A 16465-nucleotide genomic window follows, 5' to 3' on the forward strand; every position below is an offset into this window, starting at 1 on the left:
GTTGCCTCATTTTTTCTGCCGACTCCTGCCCTCAGTCTCGATCCAGGGCGGCAGTCACGGTCGAGTGTGAACGAACCTCCCTGCCGGTCTATTCCTTGGTCGGGATATGAAACAACATCGTCGTGCTAGTTCGCTTCATGGCTCCCGACGAAATAGCGCCGTTTGATGTCATGTTCTGAACCCTTCTTGTAATGGATTGGCACCCACTTGCTCCAGTCCTCGTACAGATCTTGTGGTTTCCAAGTATTGATTGCCGCTGACCCGAATTGTTCAATGTGACGCTTGACGGACTCACGGAATCGATGGTGGGCAAACAAGCGCATGAATTCACCGAAGTAGATATCTGCCACGCGTTGATTACCTCGGATCACCACCATGTTTTCGTCGTTGGTACTTACGCTGGCTTCGCTGAAATTTGCGGACCCTGTCAACGTGAGGGGGGCATTGCCCAATGGGTCGATGAGCATGAACTTCGTGTGGATCCAGTTCACATTGACACCGATACCATTGCCTTCCTGATGCCACCCATCGATCCAGTCCACAAATATGTTGTTGCCTAATGCCATGCCAACATTTGGCAAACGGCGGATGCGCTCAATCTCAGCAATAGCTGCCGCACGTGATGCTGCATTACCTCCATTGACGTATTTGTCCAACATCGCGAATCGCAACACGCCATCGTTCTTGTCAAATACCGGGCGAAAGTCCTTAACGATACCGAATGGGAAGGTCATGAATAACGGCTTGGGGGAATTGGCCAGCTCGATCCACCAGTCAAACACTCCGCGGCCATGATGTGGAGAAAAGATGGGTGTCAGCGCATCGGACTCGTCTCTAGGAGGCAAGGCATTGTCGGTCTCCGCCCAATCCTTGAGGTTTTCGGCAGACGGGTCATCTTTGAGTTGGTCCCAATAGGCAAGAAACTGCTTGGCCAACGGGCCATCGTGAATCACGTGTCCGACGTTGAGTTGCCCATACAGTGCATTGCGGCTGATATTGGTTGAGCCGGTCCAGACCGAAGTGGGTCTGCCGTTCTTACTGAGTACGATGAATTTGTTGTGCATCAGTTTCGCATTGACGCGCGGAAAGCAAATGCTCTTGATCTGTGCGTCAGCGATTGCCTGTGCGTTGGTCTTGCCGGTGTCGTCGTCCAACCCGTGATAAACGATCGCAATATCTGCACCGGCCTGCTTGGCCGTTTTGAATGCCGTCAATACGTCTGTCCATGGCTGTTGTTCGGGTCGGTGCAGCTCATAGAAGGCGGCGCGCAAACTATAGGTCCTGTCCGTTGCCTTCGCGATGAATTCCAGCAAGGCCGGAACGAGGTCGCGTCCCAGCCATGCATAGGCCGGCTCGCCGGCTTCGTCGAGCGTCTGACCTGGGAAGCGTTTGACAAAGGCTTGCGATGCGATGGCGCCTCGATTGAAGTGCACTTCGTGTTTGTCATCGGCCAGAGGTTCCGTACCGATCGTGATGGTGGTCGCGGATTTTTCTACGAGTGCACCAGGTCGCTTGTACATAGGAATGACCCGGTAGCGATATCTGTATCCTGGTTTGGCTGTGTAGTCGGCCCACTGGAACGCCTGGAAAGGGTGCTCATGACTGCTGACATCATTCAATCCGGTAGAGGGGCGGATGCTGGGAAAGGTCTTGTTCCCCCTCAGCCATATGGTTTCGTCTTCGATGAGGTCAGTACGCTGGATGGCAAATCCCAGGAGCCCCTTTGCGTCCGACTCTTTCATGTCGAATGCAAGGAAAATGACATGGGTTCCGCTGATCGCCCTGACGTTGACCAGTCCTGAGGCCGTTGTTCGCATAAGGTTCCTCCATGGCGTAGCTCATTTTCTGCACATCAGATCACACGACGGGGTGTCTAAATGCACTAAGCGTGCTGTTCAGAGTTCGCCAATCTCTCGACTCTCATGATCAGCAACTAGGTTCGATTCATCATCCATGAGCAGAGGCCAGGGTGACCCTGATTGAAGAATTGGCCAAGGTGCTTGTCTCAGGTTGATGGTCTTATGTCGATGCAACCTCCTGGTCTCGCTCAGGAGACAATACACTGCGCCGTTCCTCTCAAATATACGGCCGAATAGAGAAGCTGTGGCCCTGGCGGTGATCCAGCAATCGTGGTTGGAGCCGTTGTCCTGACTCCCAGTACTTTGATCCGCGTCCCGCTGGACTGAGGCATCACGGTGACTGCAGGCACGATCAGTGAAAATGACACGGTTCGTAGATCAGGAATCGCTTCGAGTGTGACCGTGACGACCTGACCGAGAACTGTCTCCTCGATATGGATCTCCGCACCGCTGAAGGAGAGGCTCAGATGATTGTCACGATAACTGAAAAGCGGTCCGTCCAAAATACTCGTCGTGGAGTAGGTGACGTGAATGGTTCCACCACTGAGTTCGAATAGGTTCGCATTCGTAAAGCCGTCCATGGTCATTTCCTCCTCAAGAAGGTTATTCATGCGCATAGGCTCGATTGTCTGGTAGCTAAGGTCAATATCTCCGTGTTACTTCAAGGGCAGTGCCAGCGGCGAACCTCCACGAATCAGCCAATTTGACTCGATGTTTGATAGGGTTTGCTGCTGCCGCTATCCTTTTGGCGTATCAGGATTGATACGGGGGTGAATCGGATTGGATACAAAACTGTGTGGAGGGATAGGGGTAGCCTCAGGATCTCCCTGATTACGAATGAGCAGCCCGGATGTTCTAAGTCGGTGCCGATGCTGGTCTCGGTAGCATGTGAGGGAGTGTTTGCTGGTAGACGACTATTGGCAACTAAGGAGCTAAAAAGGTGAGTGGCGCGAGAGACCTGCGTTCCCATACCTTCCCAGAATCCCGCTGCCGTATGTCGTAAACAATCGCGCGTCTGCTTCACAACGGCCTGTTCACGCCGGAGCTGTCCACACCTCTCGACCTGCTGCGGCTCTGCGCACCACCGGTAGCGCAGAAGGTCCGCACCGCCCAGATTCCGCGCCACCTGGGCGGCGGGCTGTCCGGACTCCCGGACGAAGCGCACTGCTGCTTCCTTGAACGCCTCCGGATACGGTCGGCGGGTCTTCGTACTCATCTGGTCCTCCGACTCCATCAGGCTCTCCCTTCTATAGGTGTCTGTGAAACCGAGGGAAGGTCATTCTCCAACGACCAGTGCCTTACGAACAGGTGGCGTATTTAGTAAGGGTATGGGCAATGAGTCCATCGTAAGATATTTCGGTACGCAAGGCACGGCCAAGAGTTGGACCACTCGGGAGCAACTGCAATGGATCTTAGGGCAGGTGGCTCGACTGGTGGCGGCTCATGCCTTGCTCCGGCGAGCTGCCTTCATGGGAAGGTGTCGGATCTCCTGGCAGCTTTCTTCGGGCTGGGCAGTCATGGTCTGGCCGTGGCACCGTTGGAGAAGCGCGCTGAACAAATCATGCAGTGCTATTAATGCTTCTCCCACGACATGACGAGCTTCTCGTTCCGTGTATTGCAGAGGAATCAGTCGCCGCCGCTGCCATCCTCGGAGTATGAACGTCCGCCCAACTTGGGCATAGGAGGAGCGTTCACACCCCATCACGAATTCCCTGCCTCGGTCGTCTTCGAGAATGAATCCCTTCACCTTCATCCTAGGTCTCCTTCTTCCAAGTCGCCTCTGTTGCAGTTCTCTACCGGGTACTGGTTCCCACCACGGTTCAGCCCGTGTGTTGAATGTCCTCAAGACGGGACGCTCTCCACAGATTAGTCAGGAGAGAATCACCGGGAGACCTGGTTATCGAAACGCGTCAACAACAACTGAGACGTTTTCCACCTCGGCCCAAGACAGTCTCGCAATTTCTGGCTCGACGTTCAAAGACTGAAGCAGCAGAAGGATACCGAGAAATACGGCAATGATCGCAGGCCAGGCTATTGAGAGGGCGCCAAGGACGAGTGCCAGGGTGATTCCTGCTAACATCTCCTGGGCGAATTGGCTTTTGACTATGATCATAGGACCCTCCGATCCGTGGGGTGACAACATGCTCCATCCTGGGGTCTAGTGAAGGTCTGGAACCGGCGTTCACTGGATGTTCCAGAAGGAATCATCCTGGTCAGGCTCTTTCTCCCCCTTAACATGACTCTATAAACGCGAGTCAGTAGTGAGCTTATGATAAGCAAGGCGCATGCCGCAGTTAACTTTCGGAACGTGCCTCGATTTCAAAGAGTTATCAGGATACCGACATACGTAGTAAATCTTGTATGCGTATCTTTTCGATCCAATGGATCAAAAAGGATTCATGGGGTGTGTGTTCGGTGAGGGGGTAGGTCGCTGCGAGAGAGGGTGTTGTATCCCTCATGGCGAAGTGTCTGTGGCTCTGAGGGTCTGAAGAGTTTTGCAAAAATGGCAAGAATCGGACGTCAGTTGGGTTCAGCTATTGGGTACAACTGATTCGTCTAAGGGTTTCTGTCATTTCCATCATCTTCTGATCCTTAGACGGCGACGAATTTCGTCTTGGTTTGTAGACCGGAGCGCTTTATGGGGTGCAGTTTTGGAGCTGCGAGCGGGAAGCACCGCACATGCTTGATGGGGATCTCAATATCCAGATCTGGCCAATACAGGCTGTCAGGATGGAGCCGTGCCACATGCATGAGACTTGACGAGGAGGCAGTTCGAAATTTTGGGAAATCAATGAATGAAACAAAGAGCTCGCTGGTGGTGGTCAACAGCCAGATACCGTGTGTAGAGATATGGGTTACATCCACTCTCGAAAGGGCATTGCTTTGGAGGAGACGTTTCATCCGACTGCTCCTGCTAAAAAGCTCGATCGGTCTTCACGAACCTGGTAGTAGGTCGTGTGAGTATCAGCTATCCTGTTTTTGACAGACCTTCGCGTCGAAGAATATCGGCGACGTTCTCTCCATTCACAAACACATCAGCAACGAGGCGATGGTAGACATCGCGCCCGTGGGGCACGATGTGAATGGGGCCGCTGCGCAAGAGCTCTTCCAGCCGTTGTTTGGCGGCAAGCCCCGCTTGGTCACTCATTTCGGGCGTATCGATGCCGCGCAGTCTGATACGCTCGCTTCCCGCACGAATGGTATCCCCGTCGACTGCCCGTACCTGGAGCGTGCTCAGCAGCCTCATTTCATACCTTGCCCGAGTTCGCAGAGTGGAAAGCCGAATAGGCTTGTGGCTGGCCCCCAGCTTGTAACGTCCTTTGGGAGAGCGTTGTGGGCGACTGTCTGGTGGGCGTTTGTGTCGTGGCTGTTTGTATGTGGGAAGGCGATCAGAACGCTCTTCATCCGGTGATGGGTACCAACACAGATCACATTGCTGGTTCAGGGTTGAGCCAAGATCGGACTGTTCAAGCCGTGCTGCAGAGGCCTCGGATGGTACTGGGAAATACCACCAGCCGATGAGCGACCAGATCGTCACGATTACACATTGCTTCATGATATGTTTCGTAACGCATGTGTTGTGCCAGATTTAGGCCAATTGACACGGGTCAAAACGACGTGCTGCAATGCATTCGTATCTCATTGGGATACATCGGTATTCTGGCAAGATACGAACGACGCTTCATGATTCACGGAGGTTAATGTCATGGATATGATGGGACGAGTGGGGTTGATTGAAATTCCTGTGTTGATCGCCCCTGATCAGAAAGTCTGGATGGATCGCATGATCAAGGAAGGGAAAATTGCCATTCCGCCAGGCGGGACGCTGGAAAAAGGGTCGTTGTATTCAATGTTTATCCGCATGCTACTCCACAATGCCATGGAAGAGCAGAAGCGACAGGAAGCCCTGGAGGCAGAAGACGAGAATGATGAATAGAGGGATTGAGAGCCTGTCTGGTAGGTGAAGGGAGAGGCTTTTTAGTGGAACGTGCTTGAATCTAAATGGATACGCCCTGTATCCATTTAGATTCAGCTGTCTGTCTTAAAACGAGACTTCTAATCCAGTGGGAGGTCCTTCCCCTGAAAAGGCGGGGGAATCTATAGCTTCTTGAATGCAACCTGAGCAGCACGGATGGTTTTCTCAACGTCCTGACTGCTGTGGGCAGTGGAAAGGAAGGCTGCCTCGAACTGAGATGGCGCAAGATAGATGCCCTGCTCCAACATGTGGTGAAAGAATTGGCCGTACCGCTTTGTGTCGGACTGCTTTGCTGTATTCCAATCGACCACCGGACCTGGGGTAAAGAAAGTCGTTAGCATGGATCCAATACGGGTTTGCGTCACGGGAACTCCGGCCCGTTTTGCGGCTTCACCGATACCGTTGGCAAGGGTACGGGATCGTTGCTCGAGTTGTTTATAGATTCCCTTCCCCCGTAATTGCTTCAGCGTCGCCAATCCAGCTGAGACGGCCAGCGGATTGCCTGAGAGGGTTCCTGCCTGATAGACCGGTCCAACCGGTGCGATGAGATCCATAATGTCTTTTCGTCCACCGTAGGCGCCAACCGGCAATCCCCCTCCGATAATTTTCCCGAGCACGGTTAGGTCTGGCTTGATGCCATACAGTGCTTGTGCTCCGCCATAATTCACACGAAATCCGGAAATGACTTCGTCAAAAATTAATAGAATCCCGTGTTCCGCCGTCAATTGGCGAAGTGCGGGCAAAAAGTCCGGTGCGGGCGGCACGACGCCCATGTTACCGGCAATCGGCTCGATAATCACGCAGGCAAGTTGCTTGCGATGGGATTTGATGAGCTGTTGAAGCGTCCGAATATCATTATAAGGCGCGGTCAAGGTGTGTTTCGCAAAATCCTCAGGCACGCCCGGTGAATCTGGAATTCCTAATGTCGCCAGGCCTGAGCCGGCCTTTGCCAATAGGTAATCGCTGTGTCCGTGATAGCACCCTTCGAACTTGATGATCTCGGTGCGTTTGGTGAACCCCCGAGCGACACGAATGGCGCTCATGACCGCTTCTGTTCCGGAGCTGACCAGCCTGAGTTTTTCCATCGAAGGGAATGCGTGGCGAATTTCTTTTGCCAGCGAGACCTCAAGTTCCGTCGGTGCGCCGTAACTCGTGCCTTGTGCAGCCGCCTTTTTGATTGAGGCGATGACTGCCGAATGGGCATGCCCCAGGATCATGGGTCCCCAGGACAGCACGTAATCGATGTAGGCATTCTTATCCACATCGTAGAGGCGTGACCCTTTTGCCCGCGCGATGAAGCGAGGCTGTCCTCCGACTGAGCGGAATGCACGAACGGGGCTGTTGACGCCGCCGGGGATCAGTTGCTGGGCTTCGGTGAAAAGTTTCGCCGAACGAGATGTTTTCATAACGGGGGCGCACCCTATCATGGAGGACGAGAGTCGGTCAAGAAACCGCCGGTTGGGACATCGGGTACCGATTTCTCAGGGACCAAAAAATGTTGCCAGGATCCACTTCTTTATCGATTTGGATACAGCAGAAGGCACGGTCTTTCGATTGTACGGTCAAATTTCCTTGTAATAGCCTACTCTGTCGACAGGTATCGTTGGCAGCATGATTCTTGCTGGACTCAAGAGAAAGTAGGAAAGTGAGATCGCCATGAAGGTTGTGTGTTCTTGGTGCCGAGGCGAAGGTCAGGACGGTGTCGTTGGGGAAAAAGCGCCGTTCGATGATCCACGAGAGACGCATAGTATTTGCTTCGCGCATGAGCAATCGGTCCGGGCTCGCTGGGAAGCACGTCGACAGCAGACGGGAGTTTTTTCGTTTCCTGCAAGGCGTATCCGGGGTTTTGTGTAGTGTGCCGGATGAGTGGTGTCCTCGATCCTACCGCCTGGGGCGGAGAGTCTCAAATAGCTGGTCTCCTCAATGGGGCACTTCTTCTGAGACAGTTTCAGGTTTTCAGTTTCATATTTCAGGTTTTTGATTTTTGCACAACGTGAAATTTGGAATATGAAACGAGGAACCCGCTTACGTCGCTCATCGTTTATGGAACGTGATGCGTCGTAATCCGGAAGAGATATGCTTCACGAGAGGCGCGATTTAAGAAGTGGTCTCGCCACGAACCGGCATGCATCGTGCGGGCTAGCTCTGCCTGATTCACCAGCGGCTGAACAGCTTCGGCAGAATTCTATTTCTTGGTAGGTTTCCGCTTAGAAATCGCCGAGCGTTTTAGGAGCGGGTTTCTTTGGGACCTCTTCTGCTCCGCGGAGTGGAACTCCTCCAACTCCCAACGAGGTCGTGTTGCCTTATCCTGTTCAGTTACGGCAAACACTGCATGAAATGGGGCGCTGCGACCATCCGCCGTTTGTCCCTTGCTCCATGCTTCTCCGGCGTCATTGAGGATTTCCAGCAACGTTTCATACTCTTCTTCATCATCCGGGAGCACCGCATGGGCATCCGTAATGAGGAGGATATATCCCTTAGCTGGTAACCATTCCAAGTCGGCGAGACATTCTTCTAGGGCGTCCCAATTGTGTCCGAAGTAGTCTGGGAAGGACAGGACCTGAGAGAATTCATCGAAAAGACTCGACGACGTTCGACATTTCTTGCCCTCGATCGTGCGCATCAGAAACCCGGCTGGAGCTTTGACTATCGCTGTGGCCGAACTTCCGCGCGGCAAGATGAGTAGACCTGACCATGGAGGTGATGGTTCGCTGAGATGAGTCTGGAAGGTCAGTTTTGCCGACATCGGGTGTTCGCTTGCTGGCGTTTCTGTCAATTAAGAGGAACAAACGTTCGGTAGTGGTCTCCGGTATAGTAGGCTTTCCCGGTCCGCCGTTCGATCACAATCCGTTCGGCATCACGCCCGCGGCCTCGGATCTTCGGATTGACATCATACTCCCGGTAGCGACCGGGTGGAAGGCGTCGTTCTCGGTTCTGGAAGTCACGTCCCCCGACATACCCTGGAAGCGGCAGACCCCCTCGTTTTTCAAGCTGTGTCAATAGATCATAGGCTTTGTGAGGTGGTGCTGCAAACCACGGGGGATCCTCAGTCTGTGGAGGCAGGAGAGTCGAGGGACTCGTGGTCCGAGTGTTCTGGCCGAGATCGGGACGTGCAATACCGATCGATGGAATGAAGACGATCGTGCAGCACAGGGTGAGGAGCAAGCTGAAGAGCTGGAGCTGTTGCCGTTGATGGGGTGGCACAAGTCCCCTTATGCCTGAAATGTGGTGCGGACGAGGAGACCGTAGCATTCTCATTTCACGAAGGTCAAACACCCTCCGCAAGGATTCGCGTACTTGCCTGGATGTCTCCCCGCCTGTTTGCTAGAATAAGGCGGATGAGGTGTGTGCCGTGAGCGAGCCTGAATCACCTTCGTTTCTTCATTGATCACCGTGCAAAATCAGCCTACTGTGTTTACGATCGATCTGAGCGGCTTGGTGCGTGTGTTACGGGCCGGTCTCTTCTCTCTGCTCGTCGGAATACTTCTCGTGTTGGCGGTGCCGTCCCATGCACAGTTGAGCCCGAGTGGGTCAATGCGGCGCTCGCCGGCAGAAGTCGTCAAGCGGTATGTTCTCTTGGATCAAAAAGGGGCGCGTTTGGATGCCGCCTCATTCGATACGATCACGCCCTATATCGGCTGGAAAGCAGAGCCGGCCTGGGAGCGTATCGTGATCGTGCAAAAACCGACCGTGCCCGAGGATTACCGGCAATGGGAAATCGTGAACAATTTGGAAGTCATCATTCCAGTGACCTTTCAGGTATTGGGGGTGGTGTCTCTCGAGGCGGCCAGTTTTGTCCCTGAAGACCGGACTGAAGAGGTTCGCTTTCGTGTGAAGGTGGTGGGCAATTATTGGCGCATCCTGTCACCGGTCATCCCTCCCCATGTCGGGCTGAAGCGGATGGTGAGTTTCGCTCGAGATGCGGCTCTCCACGAGCTGGACGACGCGCATCGTACGGTACTGGCCACCCTCATCGAATCTTTACGAAAGGCAAACTAATGGCACGGATGCCTGTGGACCTCCTGATCTTTGACCTTGACGGTACGTTGATCGAATCGAAATGGGATATCGCCCATGCCGTCAATTTCACGCTGAATGCGCTGGGATTGCCGGAGCGTCCCATTGAAGAGATTTTCGGGTTTGTCGGGGATGGGGTGAAGCGGCTGCTGCGTCTGGCGGTCGGAGAAGGGAATCAGGAGAAATTTGAAGAGGCGTTGAGCGTGTTCCGAGGCTATTATCTCGAACACTGCTTGGACCGGACGACCTTTTACCCAGGAATCGAGCCCATGCTCGAGCATTTTGCTCACAAACAGAAAGTGATCGCCACCAACAAGTCGATTGAATACACGCGCGTAATCTTGAATGGGTTAGGACCACAACATTTTATGTATATGGTGGGTGGAGACAATGGTTTCGGACTGAAGCCGGAGCCAGGGATGCTCCTCCACATCATCAACAAAATGGGTGTGCCGAAAGATCGGACGGTCCTTGTCGGGGACAGTACGAACGATATCAATGGGGGGCATAACGCAGGCATTCGGGTCTGTGCCGTGGGGTATGGCATGGGCAATCGGCAAAAGATGGAAGCCTGTCAGCCTGATTGGTTTATCGAGAAGCCGGAACAACTCACGGAGATTTTTGTATGACTACTCGAACGTGGCTCGTCTCTCGTAAAGCGTCTCTCATAACGCTCCTAACGCAAGGGAGGGTTATTGTGGACCATTCCGTTTCCTGCATGGGAAATCAGTCCCCCGTCCTTACTGCACGTTGCATTTCACGATTCACGATCTGTGCTGTTCTTATGGCCCTTAGTCTCGGTTTCGACGTCAACGTGCTGTCGGCGGCGTCACCGTCCCCGAGTTTTGCCGATCGGGTGATCGAGCATCGGCTCGCCAATGGGTTGACCATACTTATGGTCGAGCGGCATCAGACGCCGGTTGTTTCGATCAACATCACCTTTGCCGTGGGCGGCATCAATGAGCAGGTGGGGCAGACAGGCATCGCTCATCTCTACGAACACATGGCTTTCAAAGGGACACGGATCGTGGGGACGACCGACTACGAGAAAGAAAAACCCATCCTCGATGAGCTGGCCATCGTTGGGACAGAGCTCGATCTGCAGGAACGAGAGATGGCGGCGAAAGGGGCAACGGCAACAGCGGACGAACGAGCCGCAGTTGAATCGCTCCAGAAGCGGTTCCTGGCGTTACAGGCGCAAGCCGCTCAGTACGTAGTCGGCAATGAGATGGCGTTGATGTACCAGCGTCATGGTGGTGTCGGACTCAATGCATCAACAGGGAAAGACCTGACGCGGTACATGATCAGCTTGCCCTCCAACCGACTGCCCTTGTGGGCGGCGATCGAATCGGATCGGATGGCCAATCCTGTCTTACGTGAGTTTTATAAAGAACGCGGCGTTGTCATGGAAGAGCGGCGTCTGCGCAACGACGACAGTCCGAACGGGCTCTTATTCGAAACCTTCACGTCGGCTGCCTTCCGGGCCCATGGGTACGGGATTCCGACCATCGGATGGGGGTCTGATATCCTGTCCTTGACACCGGCTGCCACGGAAGCGTTCTTCAAGACCTATTATGGCCCGAATCGTGCCACGATCGCGTTGGTAGGGGATATCAATCCGAAAGAAGTCATCGCCTTGATCGAGCAGACGTTCGGGAAAATTCCTGCCGCGCCGCCGGCGCCACCTTTGGTGACGGTGGAGCCGGAACAACGAGGTGAACGTCGGGTCGAAGTGGAATTTGATGCCGAGCCGGCAATCGTGATCGGCTATCACAAGCCGACCTTGGGCCATCCGGATGACGATGTGTGTGACGTCATTGATGCGGTGCTCAGTGATGGTCTCACGTCTCGTTTGCATCAGAAATTGGTTCGGGAGAAACGACTGGCCGTCTCAGTCGGGTCCGATGCCAGTCATCCAGGAGTTCGTGCGCCGAACCTGTTCGTCATCACGGCGACACCATTGGCTCCCCATACGACCGCGGAAGTCGAAACGGCGATTTATGAGGAGGTTGAGCGGCTGAAGCAGGAGCCGGTTTCGGCTCAGGAGCTGGACAAGGTGCTCAATAACTTGGATGCCGATCTCGTGCGGGGCCTCCGGTCAAACAGCGGGTTGGCTTCTCAACTGGCTTTGTACCAGGCGCTTGCCGGTCATTGGCGATACATCCTGACGTCACGCGACAAGGTGGCCAAGGTGACGGCTGCTGATGTCCAGCGGGTAGCGGCACAATACTTTACCAGGTCGAATCGGACCGTCGCCGTGTTGGTCAAGAAAGGCTCCGGTAAAAGTGTGACGGCCATGTCGATCAATGAGGTGCAGCCATGAGGATGGTGAGGAGTGAGGGGCGAAGTATGAAGGGATATGGAATCGCTGGCCTGTTAGGCCTGGCCATCCTGCTGGCCTCAGCTATGGCGGCGTGTGCGGGGGGAGCAGCACTGGGTGATCCCAGAACCATGACGTTCAAGCCAGTGGAGTTTTCGCCGCCGGAGCCAGAACGAGTGGTGCTTGAGAACGGCATGGTCGTCTATCTTCTAGCAGATCATGAGCTGCCGCTTGTATCGGTGACGGCCATGATGCGAACAGGGAGCTGGTTGGATCCGATCGACAAGGTCGGTTTGGCATCCATGACCGGTGCGGTTATGCGTACGGGCGGTGGTGGGGGGCTGTCGGCCGAGCAAGTCGATGCGGAGTTGGAGCAATTCGCAGGCGATGTGAGCATCGGAATCGGTCGACAATCAGGGTCGGCGTCTCTCGATGTATTGAGTAAGGATTTCCATCGCGGGTTGGAAATCTTCGCCGGTCTCTTGCGACGGCCCACGTTCGAGCCTGCTCGCGTGGAGCTGGCCAAACTACAAGCTATCGAGGGAATTCGCCGAAGGCAGGATAATCCGGGGGCCATCGTCGGTCGAGAATTTGCGAAAGCGCTCTATGGAGCTGAGCATCCCAGTGCGCGAGAAAGTTCGATGGAATCGATCACACGGATTACACGGGAGGATCTCATCAAGTTCCATCGTGAGACGGTCCACCCCAATGGCATGTTCATTGGAGTGACGGGTGACTTCAAGCGGGATGACATGCTGGCGGCGCTTCGCCGGGTGTTCGGCGATTGGCAACAAGGAAGAGTTCCGGAGTTACGCATTCCCGATGTCGTGGAAGTTGATAGCGCTCAATCGGTTGTGCGGTTTGTGAATAAGGATACCTCGCAGACGCATCTTCGGGTTGGCCATCTGTCGATTAAAGAGCAGGATCCCGATTATGTTCCCTTGGCGATCGCCAACGACATTTTGGGCGGAAGTTCGTTCCGCAGCCGTCTCTTCAACGATGTGCGGACCAAGCGGGGGTTGGCCTATTCCGTCGGGAGTCGACTCAATGCGGGAGTGCATGATCAAGGAGTGTGGTTGATGCGAGCGGAAACGAAACTGACCTCCACGAAGGAAGTGATCGAGCGCTTTGTGGCGAATATCGAACGGATGCGTGTAGAGCCGGTGACCGATACTGAACTGGCTGAAGCCAAGGAAGCTTATGTGAACTCGTTCGTGTTTTCCTTTGCCAGCCCTTCGGCGATTGTCAGCCGGCTGATCGAGTTGGAGTATGACGGATTGCCGAAGGACTTTCTGCAGCAGCTTCGTGCCAAGGTCGTGGCACTGACCAAGGAGGAGGTCCAGGCTGCGGCCAAAAGACATTTGCATCCGGAACGTTTGAAGATTATCGCAGTTGGGTCTGGTGAAGCCTTACCGAAAGCTTTGGCGACGTTTGGAGAGGTCAAAGAAATTGCACTCAACCCGGAAGGGTGAAGGGGTGGAGCGCCTCGCTTCTGTACATAGGATGAAGAGAATAGAACATACTGCTCAGGGTTGATTCATGCCGCTCGAAGACGAATTTTGCGACATTCTCAAGAAAGCACGGATCGGACAAGGGTTGTCCGTTGGTGACGTGGCCCGAATGACTGGGTTGCCGGGCGGCGATATTACGGCGTTGGAACGAGGTGATCAGCCACGTGATCGTGCAGAAGTACAGGCCCTGGCTAAGGGGCTGGGACTGCGTGCGAAGCCGCTGGAACAGATTGCGATCGACAAGTGGGAACCGGTGGCCCAACGGATGCCGCCCTGGGTGGAGATGGTACAGGGTTCCATCAACGGGTATGGTGTGCAAGGATATATCTTGCACGATGAGGGAGAAGCGCTGCTGGTGGATACGGCGTATAACGCCCCAGTGATGTTGGATCAGCTTCGCCGTCGTGGGTTGCGGCTCCTCGGTATTTGTTTGACCCATGGCCATACGGATCATGCGGATGGGATTGAGCAGATTCTCCGTCCTCACGAAGTTCCTGTGTATCTTGGACCGGAAGATGTGGAACTCCTCAGTTGGCAACCACGGCGGGAGTTGCTGGTGGTCCCAGATAATGATCTCATGATCAGGTTCGGCCGTCGCACGCTCCGATGTATGACGACGCCTGGACATACGCCCGGAGGTATCTGTTACTGTGCGGATGATGTACAGGTGCCGGTCTGTTTTGTGGGAGATACCCTCTTTGCTGGATCGATCGGTCGATCCAATCCCAAAGACCTGTACTCGACCCACCTCCATTCCGTGCGCGATCGAGTGCTGACGCTCTCGCCGGACTATCGTCTTCTCCCCGGACATGGACCTGCCACCACCGTTGAGGAAGAGCTCGATCACAATCCGTTTGCTGCACTTCCATAAGGCGAGCTGATATGGATGGTTTGGGGCGAGAGGAACATCGAGATCTCGCGGACAGGAATGCCCTTGATATCAGGGACGAGACGGCTTCGCCGGTCATCGAGGTTGCGGATACCGATGAGATCGAGCCGTCGTTTTTCTCGAAATGGACGTTGCCAATCATCCTCTTTCTGCTGACGGTGTTTACGACGCTCTGGGCCGGAGCCTACCAAACCTACAATGGCCCAGCGCGCGGCCCATTGAATTTCCTCCTGACCTCGCCGGAGACACTCTGGCAGGGGATCCCATTTGCTGGTTCGTTGCTTTTTATTCTTACGACCCATGAATTGGGGCACTACGTTCTATCGAAAATTCATCGCGTCCCTGCGTCCTTACCGTTGTTCATCCCGGGCCTTCCCCATTTTATTGGGACCTTCGGCGCCATTATTCGTATGCGGGGACCGATCCTGAGTCGTCGTGCCTTATTCGACATCGGTGTCGCAGGTCCCCTGGCAGGGTTTGTGGTGGCTGTCGTTGCCCTAATCGTCGGGCTGAACTTGTCGACCGTGGTGGATCGAACCACCACGTTGGGATTGCAGTTGGGCGAGCCCCTGCTGCTGCAGTTTCTCTCATGGGTGGTGATTGGGCCCCTTCCGCCGGAAGCCGATGTGGTGCTCCATCCAATCGGTTTTGCCGCCTGGTTCGGGCTCTTTGTGACTTCTCTTAATCTCCTTCCGATCGGTCAGCTCGACGGCGGTCATGTGGCGTATGCGCTGTGGGGGAGACGACAACGGACCATGGCGCTCGCCTTTCTCCCGGTCCTGTTGGCGTTGGGATTTTTGGGCTGGCCTGGGTGGTTCCTGTGGGCATTTATGGCGGGATTGTGGGGACTCGGCCATCCTCCAGTTCTGGATCCTCACGTGCCCCTAGGTCGCAATCGAACGATTGTCGGATGGATCGCGTTGGCGGTGTTTGTTCTCACCTTTGTGCCGGTGCCGTTTTCCTTCCACTAAGCGAGCGCTTCATTCTCTTCCTGTTCTACTGATTTTCTTGTCCGATTCCATCCGGAATCCTAGAGTATTGGGATGATTGTGGTAGACGCATCGGTGCTCCGCTGTCCCAAATGTCAGACGCATCGGTCTGATGGAGCGGAGGAATGTGTCCGATGCGGGATTATCTTTGCCAAATACAAACCGCTTACCGCAAAAGCGCGTCCTTCGCCATCCAGTCCGACGTTTACAGCCAAGTGGTTCCGGACAGCGAAGCAATGGCTGATCGAGTCAGACCAGACAAACGAGTTGATGACGTTCTATGGTCGTGCGGTTGTATTCGCGGCCATGGTTTGGTGGGGATGGAAGTTCATCGTGACACCCCTTGAAACGAATTATACCGGCGAATCATTTCTCCACCTGATCAATCTTCCCTTTCATGAAGCCGGGCATGTGATCTTTATGCCCTTCGGTCGCTTTATGACGATTCTGGGAGGCACGCTCGGTCAGATCCTCATGCCGCTTATTTGTCTCGGAACATTTCTGGTGAAGACTCGCGATCCCTTCGGTGGCGCAGTGGCCCTCTGGTGGACGGCGGAAAGTCTGATGGATATTGCACCGTACATCAACGATGCGCGTGCCCTCGATCTCATGCTCATCGGCGGCGTGACGGGCAAAGAGACGGACGGGCATGATTGGAACAACATTCTGTCGATGCTGAATTTATTGGAACAGGATCATCGGTTGGCCCACCTCACGCACAATATCGGCCTCGTCATGATGCTCGCCTCTTTTCTTTGGGGAGGCGCTCTCTTGCTGCGCCACTATCACCGACTTTGGGAATAACGACCCACTCTTCCTGCACAAGTGCTCAGCAGGGTCACAAACAATAAACTAGGTACTTCACACTTCCAAAACACTGATCCATACGGTAGGGTAACGAAAT

General features: G+C 54.4%; 18 protein-coding genes. 8 read left to right on the plus strand and 10 right to left on the minus strand.

Annotation, left to right across the window (positions count from 1 at the left end):
• Positions 1-125 precede the first annotated feature (125 nt).
• The 7 genes from ACYX34_RS16770 to ACYX34_RS16800 form a co-directional block, all read right to left on the minus strand.
• Positions 126-1817, minus strand: a complete 1692-nt coding sequence (locus ACYX34_RS16770; protein WP_462077728.1) for a phospholipase D-like domain-containing protein — start codon at positions 1815-1817, stop codon at positions 126-128.
• Positions 1818-2047: 230 nt separating this feature from the next.
• Positions 2048-2440 carry a hypothetical protein gene (locus tag ACYX34_RS16775; protein WP_462077729.1) on the minus strand — a complete coding sequence of 131 codons (393 nt, stop codon included), beginning with the start codon at positions 2438-2440 and terminating at the stop codon, positions 2048-2050.
• A 113-nt stretch (positions 2441-2553) separates the two neighbouring features.
• Positions 2554-3093, minus strand: a complete 540-nt coding sequence (locus ACYX34_RS16780) for a transposase (RefSeq protein WP_462077730.1) — start codon at positions 3091-3093, stop codon at positions 2554-2556.
• A gap of 207 nt (positions 3094-3300) precedes the next feature.
• A complete protein-coding gene (locus ACYX34_RS16785; RefSeq protein WP_462077731.1) occupies positions 3301-3612 on the minus strand; it encodes a hypothetical protein in 312 nt (103 codons plus the stop codon).
• Between the two features lie 144 nt (positions 3613-3756).
• The gene (locus ACYX34_RS16790; RefSeq protein WP_462077732.1) at positions 3757-3972 is read right to left on the minus strand and encodes a hypothetical protein; all 216 of its coding nucleotides are present in this window, start codon (positions 3970-3972) and stop codon (positions 3757-3759) included.
• Positions 3973-4451: 479 nt separating this feature from the next.
• On the minus strand, positions 4452-4760 hold the full coding sequence (locus tag ACYX34_RS16795) for a DUF2442 domain-containing protein (protein WP_462077733.1): 309 nt from the start codon (positions 4758-4760) through the stop codon (positions 4452-4454).
• A 67-nt stretch (positions 4761-4827) separates the two neighbouring features.
• Positions 4828-5415 carry a thermonuclease family protein gene (locus ACYX34_RS16800; protein ID WP_462077734.1) on the minus strand — a complete coding sequence of 196 codons (588 nt, stop codon included), beginning with the start codon at positions 5413-5415 and terminating at the stop codon, positions 4828-4830.
• A gap of 150 nt (positions 5416-5565) precedes the next feature.
• Between ACYX34_RS16800 and ACYX34_RS16805 the strand changes: the two genes are divergently transcribed.
• Positions 5566-5796 (plus strand): hypothetical protein, encoded by a 231-nt coding sequence (locus ACYX34_RS16805; RefSeq protein ID WP_462077735.1) that lies wholly within the window; start codon positions 5566-5568, stop codon positions 5794-5796.
• A 161-nt stretch (positions 5797-5957) separates the two neighbouring features.
• On the opposite strand, the gene hemL is transcribed toward ACYX34_RS16805, so the two are convergent.
• The 3 genes from hemL to ACYX34_RS16820 all read right to left on the minus strand — a co-directional run bounded on the left by hemL (position 5958) and on the right by ACYX34_RS16820 (position 9039).
• On the minus strand, positions 5958-7241 hold the full coding sequence (gene hemL, locus ACYX34_RS16810) for a glutamate-1-semialdehyde 2,1-aminomutase (RefSeq protein ID WP_462077736.1): 1284 nt from the start codon (positions 7239-7241) through the stop codon (positions 5958-5960).
• 779 nt (positions 7242-8020) lie between these two features.
• Positions 8021-8581: a barstar family protein gene (locus ACYX34_RS16815; protein WP_462077737.1), complete on the minus strand. Its 561-nt coding sequence runs from the start codon at positions 8579-8581 to the stop codon at positions 8021-8023.
• Between the two features lie 26 nt (positions 8582-8607).
• Entirely contained in the window at positions 8608-9039 is a 432-nt protein-coding gene (locus ACYX34_RS16820) for a ribonuclease domain-containing protein (protein WP_462077738.1), read from the minus strand.
• A 189-nt stretch (positions 9040-9228) separates the two neighbouring features.
• Here ACYX34_RS16820 and ACYX34_RS16825 point away from each other — a divergent pair, with 189 nt between their 5' ends.
• The 7 genes from ACYX34_RS16825 (at position 9229) to ACYX34_RS16855 (ending at position 16365) form a co-directional block, all read left to right on the plus strand.
• Positions 9229-9834, plus strand: coding sequence for a hypothetical protein (locus tag ACYX34_RS16825; RefSeq protein ID WP_462077739.1), 606 nt, complete (start codon positions 9229-9231; stop codon positions 9832-9834).
• Positions 9834-10481, plus strand: a complete 648-nt coding sequence (locus tag ACYX34_RS16830; RefSeq protein ID WP_462077740.1) for an HAD family hydrolase — start codon at positions 9834-9836, stop codon at positions 10479-10481. The genes ACYX34_RS16825 and ACYX34_RS16830 overlap by 1 nt, the downstream gene beginning before the upstream one ends.
• 68 nt (positions 10482-10549) lie before the next feature.
• Positions 10550-12175: a M16 family metallopeptidase gene (locus ACYX34_RS16835; RefSeq protein ID WP_462077741.1), complete on the plus strand. Its 1626-nt coding sequence runs from the start codon at positions 10550-10552 to the stop codon at positions 12173-12175.
• On the plus strand, positions 12172-13644 hold the full coding sequence (locus ACYX34_RS16840; RefSeq protein ID WP_462077742.1) for a M16 family metallopeptidase: 1473 nt from the start codon (positions 12172-12174) through the stop codon (positions 13642-13644). The genes ACYX34_RS16835 and ACYX34_RS16840 overlap by 4 nt, the downstream gene beginning before the upstream one ends.
• Positions 13645-13711: 67 nt before the next feature.
• Positions 13712-14554, plus strand: a complete 843-nt coding sequence (locus tag ACYX34_RS16845; RefSeq protein WP_462077743.1) for an MBL fold metallo-hydrolase — start codon at positions 13712-13714, stop codon at positions 14552-14554.
• Positions 14555-14565: 11 nt separating this feature from the next.
• Entirely contained in the window at positions 14566-15543 is a 978-nt protein-coding gene (locus ACYX34_RS16850; RefSeq protein WP_462077744.1) for a site-2 protease family protein, read from the plus strand.
• Positions 15544-15615: 72 nt separating this feature from the next.
• Positions 15616-16365, plus strand: coding sequence for a zinc ribbon domain-containing protein (locus tag ACYX34_RS16855; protein WP_462077745.1), 750 nt, complete (start codon positions 15616-15618; stop codon positions 16363-16365).
• Positions 16366-16465 lie beyond the last annotated feature (100 nt).

The organism is Nitrospira sp. CMX1, assembly GCF_054902215.1.